Annotated in this window: 20 protein-coding genes and 1 tRNA gene; 10 read left to right on the plus strand and 11 right to left on the minus strand. The window is 63.5% G+C overall.

Features of this window, described 5'->3' with window-relative positions:
- Positions 1–6: 6 nt before the first annotated feature.
- The 4 genes from FJ424_RS04160 to FJ424_RS04175 are packed head-to-tail and all read right to left on the minus strand — an operon-like array spanning position 7 to position 4,430.
- Positions 7–783: an enoyl-CoA hydratase/isomerase family protein gene (locus FJ424_RS04160; RefSeq protein ID WP_140651473.1), complete on the minus strand. Its 777-nt coding sequence runs from the start codon at positions 781–783 to the stop codon at positions 7–9.
- Positions 776–2,377: an acyl CoA:acetate/3-ketoacid CoA transferase gene (locus tag FJ424_RS04165; protein ID WP_140651475.1), complete on the minus strand. Its 1,602-nt coding sequence runs from the start codon at positions 2,375–2,377 to the stop codon at positions 776–778. The genes FJ424_RS04160 and FJ424_RS04165 overlap by 8 nt, the downstream gene beginning before the upstream one ends.
- On the minus strand, positions 2,374–3,390 hold the full coding sequence (locus tag FJ424_RS04170) for a Gfo/Idh/MocA family oxidoreductase (protein ID WP_140651477.1): 1,017 nt from the start codon (positions 3,388–3,390) through the stop codon (positions 2,374–2,376). The genes FJ424_RS04165 and FJ424_RS04170 overlap by 4 nt, the downstream gene beginning before the upstream one ends.
- On the minus strand, positions 3,387–4,430 hold the full coding sequence (locus FJ424_RS04175; RefSeq protein ID WP_140642298.1) for a LacI family DNA-binding transcriptional regulator: 1,044 nt from the start codon (positions 4,428–4,430) through the stop codon (positions 3,387–3,389). The genes FJ424_RS04170 and FJ424_RS04175 overlap by 4 nt, the downstream gene beginning before the upstream one ends.
- A 243-nt stretch (positions 4,431–4,673) precedes the next feature.
- On the opposite strand from FJ424_RS04175, the gene FJ424_RS04180 reads away from it, so the two are divergent.
- The 4 genes from FJ424_RS04180 to FJ424_RS33430 all read left to right on the plus strand — a co-directional run bounded on the left by FJ424_RS04180 (position 4,674) and on the right by FJ424_RS33430 (position 7,321).
- Complete coding sequence (locus FJ424_RS04180) at positions 4,674–5,828, plus strand: dihydrodipicolinate synthase family protein (protein WP_140651479.1); 1,155 nt, start codon at positions 4,674–4,676, stop codon at positions 5,826–5,828.
- 184 nt (positions 5,829–6,012) lie between these two features.
- A complete protein-coding gene (locus FJ424_RS04185; protein ID WP_140651481.1) occupies positions 6,013–6,306 on the plus strand; it encodes a DUF1330 domain-containing protein in 294 nt (97 codons plus the stop codon).
- A gap of 378 nt (positions 6,307–6,684) precedes the next feature.
- On the plus strand, positions 6,685–7,086 hold the full coding sequence (locus FJ424_RS04190) for a hypothetical protein (protein ID WP_140651483.1): 402 nt from the start codon (positions 6,685–6,687) through the stop codon (positions 7,084–7,086).
- 67 nt (positions 7,087–7,153) lie between these two features.
- On the plus strand, positions 7,154–7,321 hold the full coding sequence (locus FJ424_RS33430) for a hypothetical protein (RefSeq protein ID WP_181181971.1): 168 nt from the start codon (positions 7,154–7,156) through the stop codon (positions 7,319–7,321).
- A gap of 618 nt (positions 7,322–7,939) precedes the next feature.
- Here FJ424_RS33430 and FJ424_RS04195 read toward each other — a convergent pair.
- Positions 7,940–8,014 (minus strand) — tRNA-Val (locus FJ424_RS04195).
- Positions 8,015–8,140: 126 nt separating this feature from the next.
- A complete protein-coding gene (locus FJ424_RS04200) occupies positions 8,141–8,503 on the minus strand; it encodes a response regulator (protein ID WP_006199474.1) in 363 nt (120 codons plus the stop codon).
- Between the two features lie 164 nt (positions 8,504–8,667).
- Between FJ424_RS04200 and FJ424_RS04205 the strand changes: the two genes are divergently transcribed.
- Both FJ424_RS04205 and hisN read left to right on the plus strand, forming a co-directional pair.
- Positions 8,668–9,609: an N-formylglutamate amidohydrolase gene (locus FJ424_RS04205; protein ID WP_140651484.1), complete on the plus strand. Its 942-nt coding sequence runs from the start codon at positions 8,668–8,670 to the stop codon at positions 9,607–9,609.
- 356 nt (positions 9,610–9,965) lie between these two features.
- Positions 9,966–10,739 (plus strand): histidinol-phosphatase, encoded by a 774-nt coding sequence (hisN, locus tag FJ424_RS04210; protein ID WP_140651486.1) that lies wholly within the window; start codon positions 9,966–9,968, stop codon positions 10,737–10,739.
- Positions 10,740–10,784: 45 nt separating this feature from the next.
- Here the strand turns inward: hisN and FJ424_RS04215 are convergent, their stop codons facing one another.
- Positions 10,785–11,741, minus strand: a complete 957-nt coding sequence (locus tag FJ424_RS04215; RefSeq protein ID WP_140651488.1) for an alpha/beta hydrolase — start codon at positions 11,739–11,741, stop codon at positions 10,785–10,787.
- A 512-nt stretch (positions 11,742–12,253) separates the two neighbouring features.
- Between FJ424_RS04215 and FJ424_RS04220 the strand changes: the two genes are divergently transcribed.
- Both FJ424_RS04220 and FJ424_RS04225 read left to right on the plus strand, forming a co-directional pair.
- Positions 12,254–12,721, plus strand: a complete 468-nt coding sequence (locus FJ424_RS04220; RefSeq protein ID WP_140642283.1) for an Hsp20 family protein — start codon at positions 12,254–12,256, stop codon at positions 12,719–12,721.
- 134 nt (positions 12,722–12,855) lie between these two features.
- Positions 12,856–13,608 (plus strand): sulfite exporter TauE/SafE family protein, encoded by a 753-nt coding sequence (locus FJ424_RS04225; RefSeq protein WP_140651490.1) that lies wholly within the window; start codon positions 12,856–12,858, stop codon positions 13,606–13,608.
- A gap of 6 nt (positions 13,609–13,614) precedes the next feature.
- Here the strand turns inward: FJ424_RS04225 and FJ424_RS04230 are convergent, their stop codons facing one another.
- On the minus strand, positions 13,615–14,508 hold the full coding sequence (locus FJ424_RS04230; RefSeq protein WP_140651492.1) for an MBL fold metallo-hydrolase: 894 nt from the start codon (positions 14,506–14,508) through the stop codon (positions 13,615–13,617).
- Between the two features lie 25 nt (positions 14,509–14,533).
- Complete coding sequence (locus FJ424_RS04235) at positions 14,534–15,583, minus strand: low specificity L-threonine aldolase (RefSeq protein ID WP_140651493.1); 1,050 nt, start codon at positions 15,581–15,583, stop codon at positions 14,534–14,536.
- 491 nt (positions 15,584–16,074) lie between these two features.
- Between FJ424_RS04235 and gltB the strand changes: the two genes are divergently transcribed.
- The gene (gltB, locus tag FJ424_RS04240; protein ID WP_140651495.1) at positions 16,075–20,811 is read left to right on the plus strand and encodes a glutamate synthase large subunit; all 4,737 of its coding nucleotides are present in this window, start codon (positions 16,075–16,077) and stop codon (positions 20,809–20,811) included.
- A 198-nt stretch (positions 20,812–21,009) separates the two neighbouring features.
- On the plus strand, positions 21,010–22,464 hold the full coding sequence (locus FJ424_RS04245; protein ID WP_140651497.1) for a glutamate synthase subunit beta: 1,455 nt from the start codon (positions 21,010–21,012) through the stop codon (positions 22,462–22,464).
- Positions 22,465–22,502: 38 nt separating this feature from the next.
- Here FJ424_RS04245 and FJ424_RS04250 read toward each other — a convergent pair whose 3' ends face one another.
- Positions 22,503–22,910, minus strand: a complete 408-nt coding sequence (locus FJ424_RS04250) for an MAPEG family protein (RefSeq protein WP_140651499.1) — start codon at positions 22,908–22,910, stop codon at positions 22,503–22,505.
- Between the two features lie 87 nt (positions 22,911–22,997).
- Positions 22,998–24,215: a DUF459 domain-containing protein gene (locus FJ424_RS04255; RefSeq protein WP_140651500.1), complete on the minus strand. Its 1,218-nt coding sequence runs from the start codon at positions 24,213–24,215 to the stop codon at positions 22,998–23,000.
- Positions 24,216–24,317 lie beyond the last annotated feature (102 nt).

Consider the following 24,317-nt stretch of genomic DNA (forward strand, 5'->3'; position numbering starts at 1 on the left):
TCTTCTCTAGGATCTCGAAAAGGCCGGTTTCTGCTTGGCCTTGAAGGCGCTAACGCCGGTTTTCAGGTCGGCGGTGAGCGCTATGAAACCACTCGCCAGCGCCTCGGCCGCGGCGGCGTTTTCCTCGCCCTCGGCAATGCCGATCATCAGCTTGGCGGCCTCGGTTGCCAGCGGCCCGCGCTCGGCGATTTTTTCTCCCCAAGCTTTCGCTTCGTCGAACGCCTTGGCGGTTTCTACGACACGGTCTACGACGCCGAGCGCAAGCGCGTCAGAGGCCAGCAAAATCTCGCCACCCAGCGCCATGCGCCGCACCACTTGCGCGCCAAAGCGGCGCACGGCGCGCTGCGTGCCGGACCAGCCGGGCACGACGCCGATGGAGGTTTCCGGGAAGCCTAGCTTCACCTGGGTTTCGGCGACGCGGAAATCGCAGGCCGCCGCCAGTTCCAGCCCGCCGCCCAGCGCATGGCCGGACAGCACCGCGATGGACGGCTGCCGCAGGCGCGCCAGCCGGTCGAAGACGCGGTGGCCGTAGCGGACCCATTGCACCTGGAAATCGGCCGCGCTCATCGTCCCCCAGGCCTCGACGTCGCCGCCGGCGCAAAAGCCCTTGCCTTCGCCGCCGATGAGCACGGCGCGAACGCCCTCGGCCAGTTCCGCTTCGTCAAGCGCTGCTTCGAGCGCACGCAGCATCGGAATGTCGAGCGCGTTGAATTTATCCGGCCGCCGCAGCGTGACGATGCCTATGGCGCCGTCCTGTTCGAAGGTGACGAGATGCTCAGCCATGCGCGCCTCCGAGCGAGGCGCCGCCATTGAGCGTCAGGCCGATCGTCCGGTCCTGATAGAGCGCCGCAGGCGTCATCTTGAGGTCGTTGGCGACGCCAAGCGGGATCTCGGCCTGCGCCAGCACGTCGCGCTGGAGGTCGATGCCGGGCGCCAACTCCGTCACCATCAGGCCGTCGGGGGTCAGCTTCATCACGCAGCGTTCGGTGACATAGGTGATGTCCTGGCCTTGCGCGACCGCGCGCTTGCCGGAGAAGGAGATGTGCTCGACCTCCTCGACAACCTTCTTGACCTTGCCTTCCTGGTCGATGCGGATGGCACCGTCAGCCAGAGAGAGCTTGGCGCCGGCATTGAAGAAGCCGGAAAAGACGATCTTCTTCGCCCGCGAGGTGATGTCGACGAAGCCGCCGGCGCCGGCGGTGACATGCGGCCGCGCCGAAAGCTTCGAGACGTTGACCGAGCCGTGGCGGTCGATCTGCAGGAAGGAGAGGAGCGAGGCGTCGAAGCCGCCGGCCTGGAAGTAGATGAACTGGTGCGGCGAAGGCATGATCGCCTCGGCGTTGGAGGCGCAGCCGAACTTGAAGTCGAGCAGCGGCACGCCGCCGACCGCGCCCTGCTCGATCACCCAGGTGACCTTGCCGTGCTGGCCTTCTTCGAGAAGGATGCGCGGCACGTTGGCCGAGATGCCGAAGCCGATGTTGACCGCCATGCCGTCGCGCAATTCCATGGCGACGCGGCGCGCGATCACCTTCTGCACGTTCATCTCGGCGTTGCGGAAGCTCGACAGCGGCCGGAAGATTTCGCCCGAGATCGCCGGATCGTAAGGGGTCTGCGTCGTCTGCAACTGGTCGGGCGCAATGACGATATGGTCGACCAGAACGCCCGGCACGCGCACGTCATGCGGTTTCAGCGTGCCGTTCTCGACCACGCGCTTGACCTGCGCGATGACGATGCCGCCATTGTTGCGGGCCGCCAGCGCCTGCTCCAGGCCGCCGAGATAGGCGCCCTCATGCTCGTAAGTCAGGTTGCCGCGTTCGTCGGCGGTGGTGGCGCGAATGATCGAGATGTTGGGGACGATGGCGCGGAAATAGAGCCATTCCTCGCCGTCGAACTGCTCAACCGAAACGATCGGCTCGCTGGCCGCCGCATTCATGGCGCAGCCCTGGTGACGTGGATCGGCAAACGTGTCGAGGCCGACCTTGGTCAGCACGCCAGGGCGCTTGGCGGCGGCCTCGCGATGCATATCGAAGAGGATGCCTGAAGGCACATTGTAGGCGGCGACCGAATTGTCGCCGATCATCTGCCAAATCCGCGGTGGCTCCGACGAGGAGGGGCCGGACGGATAGGAGCCGCACAAAGTGCGCTTCAACAGACCCGGCTTGGCGAGATGGTCGATGCCCTTGATGCCGTACATGTCGCCGGCGGCGATCGGGTGCAGCGTGGTGATCGCCTTCGGATGGCCCTCCGCGTCGAAACGCTCGCCGATCGCGGCAAGCACGGCGTCCGGGCAGCCAAGGCCGCTCGACGACGACACCGAGACGACCATGCCGTCCTTGATCAGGCTGGCGGCCTGGGCCGCGGAAACAACCTTGCTCAATTTCCGCTCCCGAGTTTCGGATCGATCGAAACAGTCTTGCCGGTCTTCGCCGACTGCAAAGCCGCTTCGGCGGAGGCCAGCGACCAGATGCCGTCCTCGCCGGTGGCCGAAGGCTGGCCTTCGCCGCGGATCGCGGCATGGAACTGGCGCAGCGAGCGGGCATAGAGGTCCTCGCGGTCGAAGCTCAATTCTTCTTCGCCCTTGGCCGTGCACAGCAGCACCGAGCCGACCGGCTTCTGTGTCATCACATTGGTGGCGATCAGGGAGCCTTCCGAGCCATGCACCTCGAAGCCAGTGCCGGCGAATTTTGTCGTGAAGCCTTCATGCGACTGCGCGATGACACCCGACTTGAAGCGCCAGATGCACATGGCACCGTCCTCCAGGCCGCCGCCGGCCATGCCTGCCGACTGCGTGAAGGCCGAAATTTCGACAGGATCGTCGCCGAGCACGAAGCGCAGCGTGTCGGCATCATGCACGGTGATGTCGAGCACCACGCCGCCGCCGGCCTCGGGTTTGGCGATGCGCCAGCCCTGCAGGTTCTCCGGCAGGTAGACGGAGTGGAAGACGCGCGCCGCGACTGGCTTGCCGATACGACCGGCGGCAATCGCCTCGCGCATGGCGCGATGGGCGCCGGCGTTGCGCAAATGGTGGTTGGTGCCGAAGACGATGCCGGCGGCCTTGGCTGCCGCAACCATCTTGCGGGCATCGGCGCCGGTCAGCGCCAGCGGCTTTTCGCACAGCACATGCTTGCCGGCCTTGATTGCGGCAAGACCCTGCTCGAGATGCAGTTCGTTGGTGGTCGAGATGTAGACGGCGTCGATGTCGGCGTCGAGCAGCGCGTCGAGGGTCGAGACGGCGGTCGGAATGCCGTTCTCGCCGGCATAGGCCTTGGCGCGCTCGGGATTCGAGCTCATCACGGCGGCGACCTCGCCATCGGCCTGCGCGCGGATGGCATCGATCACGAACTGTCTGGCGATCGTGCTCGCGCCGATCAATCCCCATCGCACGCTCATGCCGCGTCTCCCACCTGGCTGTTGCGTTCCGGGCCGCTGCTTTCCCGCACGACCAGGCTGACGGCGCCGATATGGTCCTCGGCGCGCGTGGTGCGCGACTGAATCATCTTCAGCATGACGTGGGCCGCGCGTTCGCCGAGACCCGCTGTGTCGACGGCAACGCTGGTCAGCGCCGGACTGTAGTGCTCGGCCTCGGCGACGTCGTCGAAGCCGACGACGGCAAAGTCCGCTCCTGCTTCCAGATTGCGACGACGCAGCGCCAGCATGGCGCCGAAGGCGACCGCGTCGTTGAAGCAGAGTGCCGCAGTTGGCGGTTCGGCCGCGGCGAGCGCCGTCTCCAGGCAGGCCATGCCTCCCTTGCGGCTGGTCTCGCCCTCGACAATCAGCCGGTCGGAGGCCGGAATACCGATCGTTTCGCAAGCCTCGAGGAAGCCGCCCAGGCGCTCGTGATAGACGACGAGATCGGACGAGCCGCCGAAGAACGCCAGGCGGCGATGGCCCTTGCGGATCAGATGCTCGGTGGCAAGCACCGCGCCGCGATGATTGTCCGGCGCGATCACCGGGATGCGGCTGTCGGGCAGGCGGCGCATGGCAAAGACGATCGGCACTCCGGCCGTCTCGATGCGGCGGAAGGCGCCCGGCGTGGTGCCGCGCGCCGGCGAGACGATCAGTCCGGCGACACCCTGCTCCATCAGCGATTTCAGTACCTCTTCCTGGCGCACCGGGTTTTCCGCCGTGTTGGCAATGAAGGGGACGACGCCCGCCGCCTGGAAGACGCGCTCCATGCCGACGGCAAGCTCGGCGAAGAACGGGTTGGTGAGATCGTTGATCACCATGCCGATGACGTTGGAATGGGCCTTGCGCAGATTGGCGGCGCCGCGGTTGTAGACATAGCCGACATCCTCGATCGCCTTGCGCACCTTGGTCGCGGTTTCAGGCCGGATCAGCCCGCTGCCCTGCAGCACGAGCGACACCGTCGATTTGGACACGCCGGCCTCGCGGGCGATGTCCAGGATCGTTGCCTTGGCCCGGCTGGCCATCCTCGTCCCGTCCTCCGTGTTTTTTGAACGAATTTATTGGAACGTTCTAATCATCGTTCGAAATCAGAGTCAATTGCGATTCCGATAAGATTCAAAAAATTGATTGGAGCGGTTCAAAATCTCAATGAATGCAAGGATTATCCTCTAGAGACACGATGCTCCACCGGCTGGGGCGCCTTGAATCATAAAGGTTCTTGATTTATTGGAACGTTCCATTTATAGCGGTCGCAACGGGAGAGTTCCATGGACATCGTCTTGCCTGCGGCAAACTGCGGCCGGGTCAGCTACCGGCTCGTCGGCAAACCGGTCGAACCGAGCATGGGCGCGCGGTTTTCACGCATCGCCTATGCCGCCGCCCATGTCGTTGCCGATCCCATCGTCATGACCAATCCCTGGTCTCGGCCAGCGGTCGACTGGGACAGGACGATGGCGTTTCGCCATCATCTGTGGCGGCTCGGCTTCCGCATCGCCGAGGCCATGGACACGTCCCAGCGCGGCATGGGTTTTGACTGGGCGAGCGCGAAGGAACTGATCCGACGCTCGATCGCGGAGGCTAAAACGGTGCCGGGCGCCGACCTCGCATCGGGGGCGGGGACAGATCATCTGGCGCCGGCTGCGGCCAAGACGCTCGACGACGTCATCCGCGCCTATGAAGACCAATTCGCCTTCATCGAAGGCGAGGGCGGCAAGGCGATCATTATGGCGAGCCGCGCTCTGGCGGCGGTGGCCAAGGGGCCTGACGATTATGCCCGCGTCTACGACCGCATGCTCTCCCAGGCGTCGGGCAAGGTCATCCTGCACTGGCTGGGCGATATGTTCGATCCGGCGCTCAAGGGCTACTGGGGCAGCAACGACTTCGACGCCGCGCTCGACACGGTCGTCGCCATCATCGAGCGGCATGCCGACAAGGTCGAGGGCATAAAGATATCGCTGCTCGATGCCGAGAAGGAAGTGCTGCTGCGCGACCGGCTGCCCGGCGGGGTGGTGATGTTCACCGGCGACGATTTCAATTATCCGGAACTGATCGCCGGCGACGGCAGGAAACACTCGCACGCGCTGCTCGGCATCTTCGACGCCATCGCGCCGGTGGCAAATGCCGCGCTGGCGAAGCTGGCAGACGGTGACAAGGCCCGTTACGACGCGCTGATGGCGCCAACCGTGCCGCTGTCGCGCAAGATCTTCGAAGCGCCGACAGAATACTACAAGGCCGGCATCGTCTTCATGGCCTGGCTGAACGGGCATCAGGATCATTTCACGATGGTCGGAGGCATGCAGTCGGCGCGCGGCATATGCCATTACGCGGACGTCTTCCGGCTCTCCGACCAGGCCGGCCTGCTGGCAGACCCCGATCTTGCTACCGCCAGGATGAAGGCACTGCTGGCGACGGCGGGCGTCTGAGCCGATCCCCCGTGAGGGGATTTGCGTTCCGCCGGCAAATCGTATTCGCTTCCCAAATTCAGGATGAGCGCGGCAATGCGGCGATCGCGGCGGCTGCCAAGGTCGGCGATCGGTCCGAACGAGACGCGTTCAATCGGCGAGTTCATGGTGTAGGCCGGCAAATCATCAGGGAGAGCGCTTCAGCGTGAAAGGATACTGGCTCATCGTCGGACCCGAGATTTCGGACCAGGAGGCGCAGGCCGAGTACAGCCGCCTCTGGATGCCGATCGGCGAAAAATACCAGGCACGAACCAACACGACAAAGCAGCCGCCTCTGCTCGTCGAGGCGCGCGATGCCAAGCGCATGGTCCTTGTGGAATTTCCGTCGCTGGAGATCGCCAAGGCCTGTTACGCGGACCCGGATTATGAGGAAGCCATGCGCTTCGCGCTCAAGGCGTCGAATCGCGTGCTCGTGATGTTCGAAGGGGATCTCGAGTAGTTGTGCCGCCGGAGTGTTCTCCGCCAGATGGCTTGACTAAGTTATTCGGAAGGCGTGACAGGGATTGAACTTGTGACCCCTGCAATGTCAATGCAGTTCGTTCTCTGATTTCATTGCGAAATGGGCCCCCAAATGAACGTGAACAGAGCAAAAACATTCGAAATATCTGTGCCGTTCCTGTGCCAGAGAGTGCGATCTTCCCTGTGTGTCAGCCAAAGGAAAAGGTGCCGTTTCGGCGGGCCGGCAAAATACGATACTCAATCGAGCGGTTATCGAATTCTTCGCCAATAACGGTCATTTGATAGCACGACACATGGTGTTTTGCCGGGGCGCCTCTAGAACACTCGGGATATCTACTTCAACGAAGGGGCAACAAAGATGGGCTACCGCGTTACTGCTGTTGGGATCGCGCTTATTTTTTTGGGACTTGGCGGAGGCCAGGCCGCCGCATGGGGGAACTCGAAAACCCTCGAAAGGACAGCGCTTTCGGGGAAGGAAATCAAAGTCTACGACGGAGCTAGCGTTAGCCCCGACTGCTCGAACGCGGGCCCGGTCGATCTGAAGGCGGTTTCCGGACCGAGTCACGGGAAAATCTCCATCGTCAACGCGAAGACGTTTCCTCACTTCACCAAAAGCAACATTCGATGGAAATGCAATTTCCGTAAGGTGGACGGCATAAAGGTGCTGTACCGGTCCATGTCAGGGTTCAAAGGCCATGACCAGATCGCCCTGTCGGTACACACATGCATCCTACAGCATCACGATCAACGTGAAGGTTGAGTAGCGCAATTCGCGTTCCCTCGGAGAGCACCACGGCCCGCCCGTTCACCATCGCCGCGGACGCACCTTGAACGCTATCGATCCCGTCTCAACCTACATCGCCGCCATCGGCGCCGTGATGCTCGCCATCGCAGTTTGGCGCTACCGGCAGCGCGATTATGATCGGGATGGCAGCAAACACTCTCATGGCCGTGCTGCTCTTGCCGCCTTAGTTCAGACGAGCCCTGTCATATGATTGAGCAACATTGCGCAAGCCGCGTATCCGGCCAACGAAACCAGTGGAAAGGTATAGAAATCTATATCAATGCATGGATGCTAATTTAGCCTTCTCTTTGGCCGACTCACCCTTACCGAGTCGGTTAGGCCCGGCGGTTCAACCCAACGCAAACCCCAACGCGGAACTGTCGGGCCGCTCTATGGGGAAGGCGTCCAGCTCTTGCGCTGCTCCGACGCGCTGGCGCCCTTCGTTGCCGACAAGGCGCCCAGGCTGAATTAGCTGGCCAGACATACGATACCCGGCCTGCGGGAAGTCGGGGGACTAGGGCAGACAGGCCGGGCCCTTACCCCGGGATTGCTGCGCGGGGCAGGCGAATATTATGCGCCAATTGGCAGGTTTCTGCATCAATGATTTTAGTGACAACTAATGAAATTAGGCCGCGCAACAAAAATCCCGCCGACAGAGGCCTACGGGCTGTTCAGCGAGGGGAATCCATCGCAGCACGGCTGCGTGCACTTTCACAAATATTAAGACGCCGCCTGCTCACGTCGCCACCGGGCGCGACCAGTGGCTGCAATGCTCCTAGCCGGTGTGCTCGGGGTCTAGTGGCGGAGATCGGCGAAGTTATTGGAAGGATGGTGGGCGTGACAAGGATTGAACTTGTGACCCCTGCAATGTCAATGCAGTGCTCTCCCGCTGAGCTACACGCCCATCCGAAGCCGCGCATACACCACTTTTGATCCGGCGCGTCAATAGCGGGAATGTGGAAAGACGGCTTCCGTTTGTCGCATCGGCGGAGCGCCTGCCGATGGGGCCTCAATGCGAACCAGAGACGGCTCAGGCCGCCTGCAGCATCTTCTCGACCTCGTTGACGAGGTCGCGCAGATGGAAGGGCTTCGACAGCACCTTGGCGTCCTTGGGTGCCTTGGAATCGGGATTGAGCGCGACCGCGGCAAAGCCGGTGATGAACATCACCTTGAGGTCCGGATCGATCTCGGTGGCGCGGCGGGCGAGCTCGATGCCATCCATCTCCGGCATGACGATGTCGGTCAGGAGCAGCGAAAAAGGTTCCTCGCGCAGCCGCTCATAGGCACTGGCGCCATTGTCGAAATCGCTTACCTGGTAGCCGGCGCGCTCCAGCGCCTTGACGAGGAAGCGGCGCATATCGTCATCGTCTTCCGCCAGCAGAATGCGTGCCATCATATCCCGTCCGAATCACCCGCCCCAAGCCTGCCGCCGGGCAAGACCGTTAACCATCCTGTATATGCGGTCGCGCCGGTAAACATCAAGTGAATGAAGGGCATCCGACATCCGGCTCGAGGCGCGGTTTCACCGCCTGAAATGCTGGACATGCCGGACGCAAGATGGCAATTTCATGCCATGATGCAGTGCTGTTTCCTGGTTCGTACAAATTGAAGACGGCAGCCGAGGATTTTTCGGTCGTTCCACCCTTCGAAATCCGATCGGGCGCCGAACAGCGCGTGCCTTTCCTGTTCAACTCACCGCATAGCGGCCGCCACTATCCGGAGCGCTTCCTGGCCATGGCGCGGCTCGACCGCAACGCCATTCGCCGGTCGGAGGACTGCTATGTCGAGGAGCTCTTCGGCGGCGCCGTGGCGCTCGGCGCGCCGTTGCTGGCCGCCAATTTTCCGCGTGCCTATCTCGACGTCAACCGCGAGCCCTGGGAACTCGATCCGCGCATGTTCGCGGAGCCAGTGCCGTCCTTCTGCAACATCCGCTCGGCGCGTGTCGCCGGCGGGCTCGGCACGGTGCCGAAACTGGTCGGCGAGGGGCTCGATATCTATCCCGGCCGGCTGCCGCTGGCCGAGGCGGTGGGACGCGTCGAAGCGGTGTACAAGCCCTATCACGAGACGCTTAAGCGGCTCCTGACCAGGACACATGCCAGGTTCGGCTATGCCGTTCTGATCGATTGCCATTCGATGCCGGCCTCAATCCGCGTCGGCGACAATGGTGTGCGGCCGGACTTCATCATCGGCGACCGGTTCGGCATTTCGGCATCGCCGGCGCTCACCGAGATGGCCATCAGCCTGCTTGTCGGCATGGGCTACACGGTCGCGCACAACAAGCCCTATGCCGGAGGCTTCATCACCGAGCATTATGGCAGGCCGGCAAGGCATCTGCATGCGCTGCAGATCGAGGTCAATCGCGGGCTTTACATGGACGAGCGGACATTCCAGAAATCGGCCGGCTTCGACGCTTTGGCCTGCAACCTGACCCGCTTCTCGGCCGATTTGATGTCGATGCCCGACCATCATTTCGTCGATTTGCCGCTCGCGGCGGAATGACGGCGCGGTCGGCGCGCCGAGTTCTTATAAACGCAATTCCGGACGGAAAACCGCTTCACACTTTTCCTGGAATTGCTCGAAAAAAAGACCGCATCGTTTTCACGACACGGTCGAAGTCTAGGGAGGAAACGCCCAAGGAGGGCATGGACAGGAAACCCTGTCCGATAACAAAATTATTGTGCGCCGCACAAATGTCAATCGACAGCAGGCTTTTTTAATTCAATATGATGTGGAAATTCCGCTTCGGCGGCTCAGATGTGACATTCGGGCAACAGAAAACGGGCATCTGGCCGGTCTTCAGCGCGCCTGTTCCGTGAGAAAGAGTGGCTGGCAAAGGCCGCGATGGGGAGAGCGACTTGGATATCAGCACCGATTTCATGCGGCGCATCGCGCATGCCGCCGCCGCCGAAACCTTGCCGCGCTTCCGCAGCCAGGGGGTGGTCACCAACAAGCTTGCGGGAAGCTTCGATCCGGTGACGGAGGCCGATCGCGAGGCGGAGCGTGCGATCCGGGCGCTGATTTCCGCCGAATATCCCGAGCACGGCATTCTCGGCGAGGAACATGGCAGCCAGAACCTCACCAGCCGGCATGTCTGGGTGATCGACCCGATCGACGGCACCCGCGCCTTCATTTCCGGCGTCCCGGTGTGGGGAACGCTGGTCGGGTTCACCGTCGACGGCGACGCGATCGCGGGCATGATGTCGCAACCTTTCACCGGCGAGCTGTTCTACGCCAACGCTTCCGGCTCGCACTACGAGGGACCGGGCGGCCCGCGCAGGCTCGCGACCCGCAAGACGACCGACCTTGCGCAAGCGACGCTGTTCACGACCACGCCGGCCCTGTTCAAGGGCGATGCGCGCAAGCGTTACGACCAGTTCGAGACAAAGGTGCAACTCGCCCGCTACGGCACCGACTGCTACGCCTTCGCCATGCTGGCCGCGGGCAGCGTCGACATCGTCGCCGACCCGGGCCTGAAGCCCTACGACATTGTGGCGCTGATCCCGATCATTGAGAAGGCCGGCGGCGTCATCACCACTTTCGAAGGCGGACCGGCGGAAAAGGGCGGCGACGTATTGGCAGCGGCGACGCCCGAGCTTCACGCTGCGGCGATGGCGGCGCTGCGCGGCTGATGCGCCAAGCGGCAAGGGCTGGTCGCCGCAGGATTTCGATCGCGCTCAGGGAGCGTCGCCGGTGCCCGGAATGAAGGCGTCGAAGGCGGCCAGGAGTTGCTCGCGGTAGATGTCCTTCTCCTGCAGGATTTCGTGCTCGGCGCCATCGATCATCAACAGCGAGCCGACGCGCAGTTTCCTGGCATAGGCTTCCACCGCCCTGGTCGAGACCACCCGATCGGCGCCGGCGGCGACGATCAGCATCGGCACCTTCACCCTGGCCATGAAATCCGGATCGCTGACGGCTTCCGCGGCGGCAGCGGCGGCCTTCAGCCAGCGGATCGTCGGGCCGCCGAGCGCGAGCTGCGGCCAGGCCTCGTAGATCCCGACATTGCGTCGGTAGCGCCCGGGATCCGAGGTCACCTTGTTCATTTCGAAAGGCGGCGGCACTTTCGGCCGCGGACCGAGCGCGGCATAGAGCCAGCCGAGACCCAGCGCGCAGAAGACCGCGCAGACGCGCCGCACCGTGCTTATCGAAACCGGCAGGTCGGGCACCGCGAGGAAGGGCGTCAGCAGCACCATGCGGCGCACGCGGTTGACCATCGATGGCGAGGCCAGCAGCGCAATCACCGCGCCCGTGGAGTGGGCGAGGATGTAATAGGGGCCGCGGCAGTCAGGCAACACGATCTCCTCGAAGAATTGCTCGAGGTCGCGCGTATAGTCGCGAAAGCTGCGGACATAGCCGCGCTGGCGGTCGCGCAGCAGGCGGCTGGAATCGCCCTGGCCGCGCCAGTCGAGGACAGCGACGCTGAAGCCGCGATCGGCGAGATCGCGAATGGTCTCGAAATATTTCTCGATGCATTCGTTGCGCCCGGTCAGCAGAACCACCGTGCCCTGCAGCGGGCGGCTGACAGCGGCAAAGACGCCGTAGCGGATCTTCTTGCCGTCTCGCGTGATGAAGAAGCCGCCTGCGGCATTCTGCGGCGCGGGGTTGTCTTCTGTGCGATGGAAAAGATCCGTCATTCGGCGCGTCGATGGTTGCTCTTTTGCCCGGAAGGCGTCGGCATGGTGATAGACGGCCAGGCGGCAAAAGCAAAGGCGTTGCGAGGATTTACGCGGCTGCCAGCGCAGGGGGAAGGCCGGAAGTGCCTGCGGCGCACTTCCGGCCTCTGTCGATCCGGGAGGAAGGGACGTTGCACCCGGTTCGGCCTCGTCGCGGCGCAGGGAAAGAGGCGCCGCTTGTCTCTCTGTCTTGACGCAATTCCGGACGGAAAACCGCTTCACACTTCTCCTGGAATTGCTCGAACGTGACCAAGCCTAGCGCTGCATGACTGAACGGATGCCGAAGCGGTGGTTCATCCACCGTTCATGAACGTGGCCGCATTGCGACCGCGAAGAAAACCTTGAAATGGCTTTTTGAGCTTCCCAAATGAAGGTTGTGGCCGCCGATGTCGGGGCCGCTGGCCCATACGGAACGCCTTTCGAGGGTTTCGCACCGGTCACACGCAAACCATGTTGCTCAAAGGAGAACACCTATGCGTCACGTTGATTTTTCCCCGCTTTATCGTTCGACTGTCGGCTTCGACCGGCTGTTCACCATGCTCGACTCGCTCGGCCAGCCCGAGACCGCGCAGACCTACCCGCCCTATAATATCGAGCGCACCGGCGAGAACGCCTATCGCATCTCGATGGCCGTTGCCGGCTTCTCCGAAGACGAGATCTCGATCGAGGCGCACCGCAACGTGCTGACCGTCAAGGGCGAGCGCAAGGAAGAGAACAACGGCGAGGGTTCGGAACTGCTCTATCGCGGCATCGCCTCCCGCTCCTTCGAGCGCCGCTTCCAGCTGGCCGATCACGTCGAAGTCGAAGGCGCCACGCTGAAGAACGGCCTGCTCTTCGTCGACCTCAAGCGTAACATTCCCGAGGAGCTGAAGCCGCGCAAGATCGCGATTACCCAGTCTTCGGACAAGGCCAAACAGATCGAGGCCAAGGCCGCCGCGTAATCCGCGGGGCTCCATCGCAGACGACGTCTCCCTCCCGAGACGGAAGCGGCGCCGAGAGGCGCCGCTTTTTTGTGCCACCCGCAACGAGCCTTTCTGGCTCTTTTGAAGCATGCAGCGGCGGATCATGAAGGGCGATGTCCGATTTTTCCCTGCTGCTGACGCTCACCGTCGCAATCACTTTCCTTTTGGCCGGGATCGTCAAGGGCGTGACCGGCATGGGCCTGCCGACGCTGGCGATGGGATTGCTGGGCACCATCATGCCGCCGGTGACCGCGGCATCGCTGCTCATCGTGCCTTCCTTCGTCACCAATGTCTGGCAGCTTTTCGCCGGCCCGAGTTTTTCCGCGATCCTGCGCCGGCTGTGGCTGATGATGGCGGGCATCCTGATCGGCACCATCGCCGGTTCGCGGCTGCTCGCCAGCGACAACGTCAAATGGACGACCGCCGGCCTCGGCGCGGCATTGATCGTCTATGCCGCCTACAGCCTGCTCGCGCGGCAGCCGACGGTGCCGGCACGCGCCGAACGCTGGTCGTCGCCGTTTGTGGGTTTCCTCACCGGCCTGGTCACGGGCGGCACCGGCGTCTTCGTCGTGCCTGCCGTCCCCTACATCCAGGCGCTGGGCTTGAGCCGCGATGATCTCATCCAGGCGCTCGGCCTCTCCTTCACGGTGTCGACGATCGCCCTGGCGCTAGGCCTTGCCTCGCATGGCGCCTTCGAGGCCGGGCATCTGGCGATGTCCTCGCTCGCCGTGCTGCCGGCCTTGCTCGGCATGTGGCTGGGGCAGGTGCTGCGCCAGAAAATCAGCCCAGCGACTTTCCGTCGGTGGTTCCTGATCTTTCTGGTCCTGCTCGGCGTCGAGCTGTTGCTGCGGCCCTTCCTCGCCTAGCGCACATTACCGGCGCTTCGCCGCGATAACGGCCTCCACGTTCTGCCGGTGAACGGGTTCATAAGGCGCAAAATACTCAACCGCCGTTGTCGCAAAAATGTCGGCGCCGAAGGTCCTCAAATCCTGCTTCGCCAGGTCGGGGTCTTGCCGGCAGGCAAGCAGCTTTCGGACATAGGCCTCGGTCGCCGCGATAAAGCTTCTGTCATAGCCGCCGGCTTCGATTGCCTCGAAGGAACCGTGGTTGGGCAGGATTCGATCGAACCGCCAGCCAGACATGCGCTCGAGGTCGATCAAGTGTTCCGCCAGACGCTCCGGTTCCGAGACATAGGTGACGGAATCTTCCAGCGTATCGCCCGCAAGCAGCAGGCCAGCTTGGGGCATCAGCAGCACCGTGCCGTCATGGCTGTGGATTTCGACCTGGCGCAGTTCGATCGGGATCGCTCCCACCGTCAGGCTGAGGCTGTTGTCGAACGTCCTATTGGGCATAACGAGCGGCTTGATCGGCGGGTTGCCCCTTTCGATCTCGGCGCGGCCGCGTTCGAGTGCCGAGGCAGTCAGGGTGTTGGCGATGATCTCGCAGTCCTGGAACACCTCGTTGCCGGCGATATGGTCGTCATGCCAATGGCTGAGAACGACGCGTATCGAGGTCACGCCCAGCTCTTCGAGGGTTTTCCGGATGAAGCGGGCATGGGGCAGGGATATGTGCGTGTCGTAGACGAGCGCCTGCGATTCATCGACGATCGCATAGGTGCAGATGCCGAGCGTGTAAGCGCCGTCGTCGAGCCAATTCGACTCGTCGGACCAGATGCGTACGCCATCGACACGGCCATCGTAGAAGCCGAGCACGTTCGGCGCCGGACGGATCAGCCGCATCGTCGAGCCGAGAGGCGGTCTGGTCATCAGCTTGCCCTCGACTATTACAAGCTCAAGCCAGCAGTTGGCCGAGACGGTCGATCTCTGCCGTCGTGGTGGCGAAGCTGGCGACGAAGCGGTAGATCGCTTCATTGTCGCCGAGGTGGCCATCGAAACCCTGCGGAACGCCCCATTCGTAGAATTTGGCGCCGGCCGCCTGCAGCTTGTCGGCGGTCTCGCGGTTGAGGATGGCGAACACTTCGTTGGCCTGCGGCAGCCAGGCGAGCCTGCCGGCCGGCGCGTCCTCGATCGTCTCGGCCAAATGCGCGGCCATCTGGTTGGCGTGTGCGGCCATCCGCAGCCACAAATCATCGGTGAAATAGGTTTCGAACTGGGCCGAGATGAAGCGCGCCTTGGAGAAGGTCTGTCCGGCGCGCTGGCGCAGCAGGCGCAGGTCCTTGCCGACATCCGGATTGAGGATCACCACCGCATCGGCCATCCAGCAGCCGTTCTTGGTGGCGCCGAAGGAGATGAGGTCGACGCCGCTCTTCCAGGTCATCTCGGCCGGGCTGACGCCCGTCGCGGCAATCGCATTGGCGAAGCGCGCGCCGTCCATGTGCAGCGGCAGCTTGTGGCGGCGGCTGACCTCGGCGATCGCCTTGACGTCGTCGACGCTGTAGACCGTGCCGACCTCGGTCGCCTGGGTCACGGTGACCGCCATCGGCTGACCGGCGGGCGCCAGATCCTGCGAATAGCGCCTTATCGCGCGGTCGAGAGCCTCCGGGTTCATGCGTCCCAGCAGTCCCGGCACCGGCGCCATGCGCGCGCCGCCGGTGTAGAAACCCATCGCGCCGAACTCGTCGACATTCATGTGCGCCTCGGAATGGCAGAGCGCGACGCCGCCTATTCGGTTCAACGCAGCCATCGAAAGCGCGTTGGCCGCGGTGCCGGTCGCGGCGAAGAAGACCTGAACCTCACGCTCGAAGATCTCGCTGAAGCGACGATAGACGGCGCGGTCCAGGTCGCCGTCGCCATAAGCGACAGCGGTGCCGGCGGCATGGCGCGACAGGTTGGCCGAAATGTCGGGGTGGACGCCGGCCCAGTTGTCGGATGCAAAGAACATCGAAAGGTCCATATCGTGATTGGCAAAAGCGGCGGGACTTGACCGCTTCGGCGCTCGAAGCGCAAGGGCCAATCGCCGGCAAAGCGGTGAAGCCAGCAAATCGAGGCCAAAGGACCCGGACCAAAGCTTGCGTTTCCTGCGCTTGTCACGAAATTTTGTGTCGCGGCACGCCCAAGTTTTTTGTGAATCGGTCTTGTGCGGCTGTCTGATTTCTGGCATAAAAAATTTAGGACAGTAGTGCTGTCTTATTTTGTCGCACAAAACAGGCTGGACTGGCGTATGATCGCTGCCATTCCGGCCATTGTCGCGAGCGGCGGGTAGACGGCCCGGCTCTGGCCTGTACGATACCGGATGCGAACCGGGCGTATAGCCGTTTGGTTCGATTGATTTCGCGAGACGTGCCGCAGGATGAAGGGGAAGCATCATGCTTCCCAAGGCAAACCAGCGCCCCGAGACAGTCGGGGCCAAGGTGGAGAACGGAGGATAGGACGATGACGGAACTGACGCCATCTGCGATCAACGGCCAGGCCGCGCAGACGAAAGCGGCAGCCGTTAAAAATACCGTCCTGACCAAAGAGCTGCGAACTGCCAACGGCGTGGCCGCGCAGGGCCTTTACGATCCGCGCAACGAGCATGACGCCTGCGGCGTCGGCTTCATCGCCAATATGAAGGGGTTGAAGTCGCACCAGATCGTCGAGGACGGTCTGGCGATGCTGGAAAACCTCACCCATCGCGGCGCCGTCGGTGCCGATCCGCTGGTCGGCGACGGCGCCGGCGTGCTGGTGCAGATTCCGGACAGCTTCTTCCGCGATGAAATGGCCGCCAAGGGCGTCGAACTGCCGCCGGCCGGCCAATACGGCGTCGGCCATTGGTTCATGCCCCAGGACGCGGCACTGCGCGCCCATATCGAAGAAGTCATCGCCGAATCGGCGCAGTCGGAAGGGCTGCCGCTCATCGGCTTCCGTGACGTCCCGGTCGACAATTCGTCGCTGTCGAAGGCGCCCGATATCGTGGCATCCGAGCCGTTCCATCGGCAGGTGTTCATCGGCCGCACGTCCGACATTACCGACGACGAGGAGTATGAGGCCAGGCTCTATCTGCTGCGCAAGGTGATTTCGGGCCGCATCTATGCCGAGAACGACAACAAGGACATCGGCGCCTATTGCGTGTCGCTGTCGGCGCGTACCATCGTCTACAAGGGCATGTTCCTGGCCTACCAGGTCGGCGCCTATTACAAGGATCTCACCGATCCGCGCTTCGAAACCGCGCTGATCCTCGTCCATCAGCGTTTCTCGACCAACACGTTCCCGTCGTGGAAGCTGGCGCATCCCTACCGCATGGTCGCGCATAATGGCGAGATCAACACAGTGCGCGGCAACAACAACTGGATGGCGGCGCGTCAGGCCTCGGTCGATTCCGAACTGTTCGGCAACAACATCTCGAAGTTGTGGCCGATCTCCTATGACGGCCAGTCGGACACGGCGTGCTTCGACAACGCGCTCGAATTCCTGTTCCAAGGCGGCTATTCGCTCAGCCACGCCATGATGATGCTGATCCCGGAAGCCTGGGCCGGCAACAAGCTCATGGACACAGACCGCAAGGCTTTCTACGAGTACCACGCGGCGCTCATGGAGCCGTGGGACGGACCGGCGGCGGTGGTCTTCACCGACGGCCGCCAGATCGGAGCCACGCTCGACCGCAACGGCCTGCGTCCGGCGCGCTACATCGTCACCGATGACGACCGCGTCATCATGGCGTCGGAGGCCGGCGTGCTGCCGGTGCCGGAGGAAAAGATCGTGCAGAAGTGGCGGCTGCAGCCGGGCCGCATGCTGCTCATCGATCTCGCCAAGGGCCGCATCGTCTCCGATGAGGAGATCAAGTCGGAGATCGCGACCAAGCACCCCTACAAGACCTGGCTCGCCAACACGCAGCTCATTCTCGAAGACCTGAAGCCGGTCGAACCGCGCGCGCTGCGCAAGGATGTCAGCCTGCTCGATCGCCAGCAGTCCTTCGGCTACACGCAGGAAGACACCAAGCTTCTGATGGCGCCGATGGCCACCACCGGCCAGGAAGCGGTGGGTTCGATGGGCACCGACACGCCGATTTCGGCGATGTCGGACAAGTCGAAGCTGCTCTACACCTATTTCAAGCAGAACTTCGCCCAGGTCACCAACCCGCCGATCGACCCGATCCGCGAGGAGTTGGTGATGAGCCTGGTGTCGTTCATCGGCCCGCGGCCGAACATCTTCGACCTGGTCGGCACGTCGCGCCGCAAGCGGCTCGAAGTGCGACAGCCGATCCTGACCAATGGTGATCTGGAGAAGATCCGTTCCATCGGCCACACCGAAGACCGTTTCGATACCAAGACGATCGACATCACCTACGGCTCGAACGAGGGCGCTGCCGGCATGCAGGGCGCCATCGACCGGCTCTGCGAACGGGCCGAGGCGGCGGTCGCCGGCGGCTACAACATCATCATCCTGTCCGACCGCCAGGTCGGGCCGGACCGCATCGCCATTCCGTCGCTGCTGGCGACGGCGGCCGTGCACCATCACCTGATCCGCAAGGGCCTGCGCACCTCGGTCGGGCTGGTTGTGGAATCCGGCGAGCCGCGCGAAGTGCATCACTTCTGCTGCCTGGCCGGTTACGGCGCCGAGGCGATCAACCCGTATCTTGCCTTCGACACGCTGCTCGACATGCACAAGCGCGGCGAGCTGCCGGAAGAGGTCGACGAGTACGAGGTGGTCTCGCGCTACATCAAGTCGATCGGCAAGGGCATCCTCAAGGTGATGTCCAAGATGGGCATCTCGACCTACCAGTCCTATTGCGGTGCGCAGATCTTCGACGCCATCGGGCTGAAGTCGGATTTCGTCGAGAAGTATTTCACCGGCACCGCGACGCTGATCGAAGGCGTCGGCCTGGACGAGATCGCCACCGAGACGCTCAGCCGCCACAGCGATGGCTTCGGCAGCGATCCGGTGCTGCGCAACAACCTAGAGGTCGGCGGCGAATACATGTTCCGCATGCGCGGCGAGGCGCATATGTGGTCGCCCGATGCGGTCGCCACCTTGCAGCACGCCGTGCGGCAAGGCTCCTGGGGCACGTTCAAAGACTATTCGGCGCAGATCGACAGCGCAACCGCGCGCGCCCAGACCATTCGCGGCCTGTTCAAGCTCAGAACAGCGGAAGAGACCGGCCGCAAGAAGGTCGCGATCGAGGACGTCATGCCGGCGGCCGAGATCGTCAAGCGCTTCTCGACCGGGGCGATGTCGTTCGGCTCGATTTCGCGCGAGGCGCACACCACGCTGGCGCGGGCCATGAACGCCATCGGCGGCAAGTCGAACACCGGCGAGGGCGGCGAAGAGGCCGACCGCTATCTGCCGCTGCCCGGCGGCGGCAAGAACCCGGAACGTTCGGCGATCAAGCAGGTCGCGTCCGGACGGTTCGGCGTCACGGCGGAATATCTGGTCAATTCCGACGTCATGCAGATCAAGGTCGCGCAGGGCGCCAAGCCCGGCGAGGGCGGCCAACTGCCAGGGCACAAGGTCGACGCGACCATCGCCAAGGTCAGGCACTCAACGCCCGGCGTCGGCCTGATCTCGCCGCCGCCGCATCACGACATCTATTCGATCGAGGATCTGGCGCAGCTGATCTACGATCTGAAGAACGTCAATCCGGCAGCCGATGTGTCGGTCAAGCTGGTGTCGGAGGTCGGCGTCGGCACGGTTGCGGCGGGCGTCGCCAAGGCGCGCGCCGATCACATCACCATCTCCGGCTATGATGGCGGCACCGGCGCTTCGCCGTTGACCTCGCTCAAGCATGCCGGCAGCCCGTGGGAAATGGGCCTTGCCGAGACGCACCAGACGCTGGTGCTCAACGGCCTGCGTTCGCGCGTCGCGCTGCAGGTCGATGGCGGGTTGCGCACCGGTCGCGACGTCATCATCGGCGCGCTGCTCGGCGCCGACGAGTTCGGCTTCTCGACCGCGCCGCTGATCGCCGCCGGCTGCATCATGATGCGCAAGTGCCACCTCAACACCTGCCCGGTCGGGGTGGCGACGCAGGACCCGGTGCTGCGCAAGCGCTTCAAGGGCACGCCTGAGCACGTCATCAACTTCTTCTTCTACGTGGCGGAAGAGGTGCGGGCGCTGCTTGCCGAAATGGGCTACACCCATCTCGACCAGATCATCGGCGACACCGACCTTCTGGAAAAGCGCGACGTCATCCAGCACTGGAAGGCGCGCGGGCTCGACTTCTCGAAGATGTTCTTCAAGCCGGACGCCCCGCATGAGGCGCTGCACTGGACCGAGCGGCAGAAGCATCCGATCGACGACGTCCTCGACCGCAAGCTGATCGAGTTGGCCAAGCCGGCGCTGGACGCCAAGCAGCCCGTTACCATCGAGCTGCCGATCCGCAATGTCGATCGTTCGGCCGGCGCGATGCTGTCGGGCGAGGTCGCCAAGCGTTTCAAGCATAAGGGCCTGCGTGAAGACACGATCCATGTGAAGCTCACCGGCACCGCCGGTCAGTCCTTCGGCGCGTTCCTGGCGCGCGGCGTCTCGTTCGAGCTCGTCGGCGCCGGCAACGATTATGTCGGCAAGGGCCTGTCGGGTGGCCGCATCGTCATCCGCCCGCCGGAAGAAGCCAAGATCGTCGCGGCGGACTCGATCATCGTCGGCAACACGGTGCTTTATGGCGCCACCGAAGGCGAGGCCTATTTCGCCGGTGTCGCCGGCGAGCGCTTCGCGGTACGCAATTCGGGCGTGGCGGCCGTCGTCGAAGGCGTCGGCGACCATGGCTGCGAATACATGACCGGCGGCATCGTCGTCGTGCTCGGCAAGACTGGCCGCAACTTCGCCGCTGGCATGTCGGGCGGCGTCGCCTATGTGCTGGACGAGAAGGGCGATTTCGCCGAACGCTGCAACATGGCGATGGTCGAGCTGGAGCCGGTCCCCGAAGAGGACGACCTGATGGAGAAACTGCTCCATCATGGCGGCGACCTCGACCACAAGGGCCGCGTCGACGTCTCCGGCGATATGACCAGCCATGATGAGGAACGGCTCTACCAGCTGATCTCGAACCACGTGCATTTCACCGGTTCGGTGCGCGGTCGCGAGATCCTCGACGACTGGCAGAACTTCCGGCCGAAATTCCGAAAAATCATGCCGGTGGAATATCGCCGCGCATTGATCGAGATGGAACGCATGCGCATGAGCGTGGCGGCGGAATAAGCATCGGGCAGGCCGGAGAGATGGCTCTCCGGCCGGCATCCTCGCCAACAATCCTGACCCCGAGAGCATGACCCCGACAAGTGGGAACCGGTTTTCGGGCGAAGGTCATGCTCCAACAAGGTGCGGTTGCCAGGGCAGCCTTAAGGGGTTAACGGGTGCGCCGACAAAAAGCGTGCCTCGGACAGCAGGGACTGGACTATGGGCAAGGTAACAGGCTTTCTCGAGATCGACCGGCAGGTGCACAAGTACCAGCCTGCCTCGGACCGCATCCGGCATTTCCGCGAATTCACATTGCCGATGTCGGACAAGGAGGTCGAGAAACAGGCCGCTCGCTGCATGGATTGCGGCATTCCGTTCTGCCATGGGCCGACGGGCTGTCCGATCCACAACCAGATCCCCGACTGGAACGACCTCGTCTACAATGGCGACTGGGACAACGCGATCCGCAACCTGCATTCGACCAACAATTTCCCCGAATTCACCGGCCGCATCTGCCCGGCGCCTTGCGAGGAAGCCTGCACGCTGAACCTCGAGGACATCCCGGTCGCCATCAAGACGGTGGAGCAGGCGATCGCCGACAAGGCTTATGAGACCGGCCACATCCGGCCCTATCCGCCGGAAAGGAAAACCGGCAAGCGGGTTGCCGTCATCGGCTCCGGCCCGGCCGGCATGGCGGCGGCGCAGCAGCTGGGCCGCGCCGGCCACGACGTGCATGTCTATGAGCGCGAAAGCCGTCCCGGCGGGCTGATGCGTTACGGCATTCCGGACTTCAAGATCGAGAAGCACTATATCGACCGGCGCATCGAGCAGATGCAGGGCGAGGGGGTGACCTTCCATTGCGGCGTCAATGTCGGCGTCGACATGAAGGTGGCTGACCTGCTCGGGGAATTCGACGCAGTGCTTTATTGCGGCGGCTCCGAAACGCCGCGCCCGGCCGGTATTCCGGGCGCCGATCTCAGCGGCGTCTACGACGCCATGCCCTATCTGGTGCAGCAGAACCGTCGTGTCGGCGGCGAGCCGATCCAGTCGGTGGCGTGGCCCTCGCACCCGATCATCGCCGGCGGCCAGCATGTCGTCGTCGTCGGTGGCGGCGACACCGCGTCCGACTGCATCGGCACCGCCTTCCGCCAGGGCGCGGTGCGCGTGACCCAGCTCGACATCCGTCCGCAGCCGCCGGAGAAGGAAGACAAGCTTGCGGTTTGGCCCTACTGGGCGACCAAGATGCGCACCTCGTCCTCGCAGGCCGAGGGCGCCGAGCGCGAATTCCAGGTGGCGACGCTCGAGTTCATCGGCGAGGAAGGCCAGTTGACCGGTGTGCGCTGCTGCGAGGTCGACGACAAGCGCAAGCCGATCGCCGGCACCGAGTTCGTCATCCGCGCCGATCTCGCCTTCATCGCCATCGGCTTCGCCGGACCGGCGGGCGACAGCCTGATGAAGGAGCTCGACGGCGAGATAAAGGTCGTCACCGACAGCCGCCGCTCGAACAATGTCGAAGCCAACGATCGCGACTACAGGACCAGTATCGACAAGCTCTATGCGGCGGGCGACGTGCGCCGCGGCCAGTCGCTGGTGGTATGGGCGATCCGCGAGGGTCGCCAGGCGGCGCGCTCGATCGACGAGACGCTGATGGGATCGACGGTTCTGCCGCGTTAAATTGGGCTAACGAGCCGCAGCCTTTCGCGAAGCGCAGCCTAGCTAAGCAACAGCTTTATCGCCCAATAGAGGCCGATGGCCATCTGGACCAAGAACGCCGAAAATCGAGCCTTGACAGCGGTCGGACTTGTCGACGTCAAATGAATGGCCGACTGCACCAGCCTCGCGCCCAGAAACCAATATGCGAGCGGATCGGTAATCGAGGCGCGCGCGCTCATTATGGCCAGGGCCATGAGACCTCCGAATATGGGAAGGCCTTCGATGCAATTGGCATGGGCGCGCGCCAGCCGCTGCAAGAAGGGCGAAAGACCGGCGTTGTCCGGTGCGAAGCCATTCGCGGGGACGCGGCCGCTCACCACAAGATGGGTGCGCAGGATTTCCATCCATATGAGCAATAAGAGGGTCCAAGTCACGAACCCAAGCAAGGCATAGCCTGTTGCCGACATATTCGCCCCCGGACTTTGACTTCGGCCAAAATCCAACAATGTCATTGTTCGGCTTGGCGCGAAATTGCCGCTACGCAGGAATGTCGGTCACGGAGTCGCCGGCGTCGGGTCGGACTCTACAGCCGTGGTCGCCGGCTGCGGCTTCGGCGGCCAGGAAAAATCGTCGGCGCGGCCAGGCGAGGCGGCCGGCGCCTTGCCTTCGATGATCAGTTTTTCGCCGGGCAGGTTCGGATCGGCCCTGGCCGGCTGCGCGGCGCCCAGAAGTTCGGTGCCGCCGTCGAGCGACGGGTCGCCGAGCAGCATCGGCGCGGTGCGGTTGACGATGACGGGCGCCGCGGCCGGCTTCGGCGCCTCGACCGGAGCGCCGGCCGGCGCCGACACGGTCGTGACGCTTCCCGGCGCCGCCAGGCCCAGGATCTTGGCCAACGGCTTTTCCGTGTAGAAAGCGAGCTTGCGCTTGCCGGCCTTGGTGACGTTGATGCCGTCGTCGGAACGCAAGCGAACCGGCTGGCCGTTGATGTCCGGGCCAGAGGTGACGAAAGCGCCGTTCTCGTCGACGAAGCCGTCCCAGACATCGACGAATTCGCCGCCATGCTTTTCGGCGGCCGAGCGATAGATGTCGTTGAAGGCAAGCATGTCCGAGTTCATCTTCGACACGCGGAAAGCCGGCATGCCGACCCATAGGAACGGCACTTTGGTGTCCTGGATGGCCTTGCCGAACGCATCGGTGCGGCGCTCGTATTCCTTGGTCCAGTTCTCTGAGCGGGGCTGCTCGCGCACCTCGCCGACCCGCATCTGCTGGCGGTCGTTGGAGCCCAGCATGACGATCACGACCGACGGCTTCTCGGTCTCGATCAGCGACTTGATCTCGACCGGCCAGTTATAGAAATCGTTGCGCACGAAGCCCGACGACCCATTGCTGCGGGCAACGATCCTGACGGCGGGATTGTCGGCAAAGGCAGTGTCCAGGCCTTCGGCCAGACCGCCCGCCAGAAAATCGCCGACCACCAGCACGACACGGGCGTCGTTCGTCTTCTCGACGATCGGCGTTTCCGGCTCGGCCGGTGGGCGCGGCTTGGATTTCTTCTTCGGTTTCGGCCTTGATTTCTGGATTTCGACCGGTGGCTCGACGCGTTCGCTGCGGCGCGGGAACAGAAGGTCACGCAACGACCAGCCGCGGCTTTCCTCCTGCGCGAATGCAGGTGCGTGGAAAGCGCCGGCGGCGGTGATGACAAGCACGGCCAAGGCGAGAATCAGGATCGGCGCCCGGCGAATGCCCTGCCTGATACGCGCGACCGACACCAAACACCTCTCCATCCCTTGGCGCATGACTAGGCAGACGCGGGAAGTCATGCGCAACCGAAGCGCTACAGCATCCTTGCCCTATTTGAAAGGATGCCTGGCGGC

The organism is Mesorhizobium sp. B3-1-8, from assembly GCF_006439495.1.
In the GTDB taxonomy this organism is placed as follows: domain Bacteria; phylum Pseudomonadota; class Alphaproteobacteria; order Rhizobiales; family Rhizobiaceae; genus Mesorhizobium.

Bases quoted from the DNA above. Each gene is read 5' to 3' on its own strand.
- FJ424_RS04230 (WP_140651492.1), bottom strand. From the start codon at position 14,508: ATGACCAGACCGCCTCTCGGCTCGACGATGCGGCTGATCCGTCCGGCG.
- FJ424_RS04220 (WP_140642283.1), top strand. From the start codon at position 12,254: ATGCGTCACGTTGATTTTTCCCCGCTTTATCGTTCGACTGTCGGCTTC.
- FJ424_RS04200 (WP_006199474.1), bottom strand. From the start codon at position 8,503: ATGGCACGCATTCTGCTGGCGGAAGACGATGACGATATGCGCCGCTTC.
- FJ424_RS04180 (WP_140651479.1), top strand. From the start codon at position 4,674: ATGGACATCGTCTTGCCTGCGGCAAACTGCGGCCGGGTCAGCTACCGG.
- FJ424_RS04170 (WP_140651477.1), bottom strand. From the start codon at position 3,390: ATGAGCGTGCGATGGGGATTGATCGGCGCGAGCACGATCGCCAGACAG.
- FJ424_RS04235 (WP_140651493.1), bottom strand. From the start codon at position 15,583: ATGTTCTTTGCATCCGACAACTGGGCCGGCGTCCACCCCGACATTTCG.
- FJ424_RS04250 (WP_140651499.1), bottom strand. From the start codon at position 22,910: ATGTCGGCAACAGGCTATGCCTTGCTTGGGTTCGTGACTTGGACCCTC.
- FJ424_RS04175 (WP_140642298.1), bottom strand. From the start codon at position 4,430: ATGGCCAGCCGGGCCAAGGCAACGATCCTGGACATCGCCCGCGAGGCC.
- FJ424_RS04215 (WP_140651488.1), bottom strand. From the start codon at position 11,741: ATGACGGATCTTTTCCATCGCACAGAAGACAACCCCGCGCCGCAGAAT.
- FJ424_RS04245 (WP_140651497.1), top strand. From the start codon at position 21,010: ATGGGCAAGGTAACAGGCTTTCTCGAGATCGACCGGCAGGTGCACAAG.
- FJ424_RS04225 (WP_140651490.1), top strand. From the start codon at position 12,856: ATGTCCGATTTTTCCCTGCTGCTGACGCTCACCGTCGCAATCACTTTC.
- FJ424_RS04205 (WP_140651484.1), top strand. From the start codon at position 8,668: ATGGCAATTTCATGCCATGATGCAGTGCTGTTTCCTGGTTCGTACAAA.
- FJ424_RS04160 (WP_140651473.1), bottom strand. From the start codon at position 783: ATGGCTGAGCATCTCGTCACCTTCGAACAGGACGGCGCCATAGGCATC.
- FJ424_RS04190 (WP_140651483.1), top strand. From the start codon at position 6,685: ATGGGCTACCGCGTTACTGCTGTTGGGATCGCGCTTATTTTTTTGGGA.
- gltB (WP_140651495.1), top strand. From the start codon at position 16,075: ATGACGGAACTGACGCCATCTGCGATCAACGGCCAGGCCGCGCAGACG.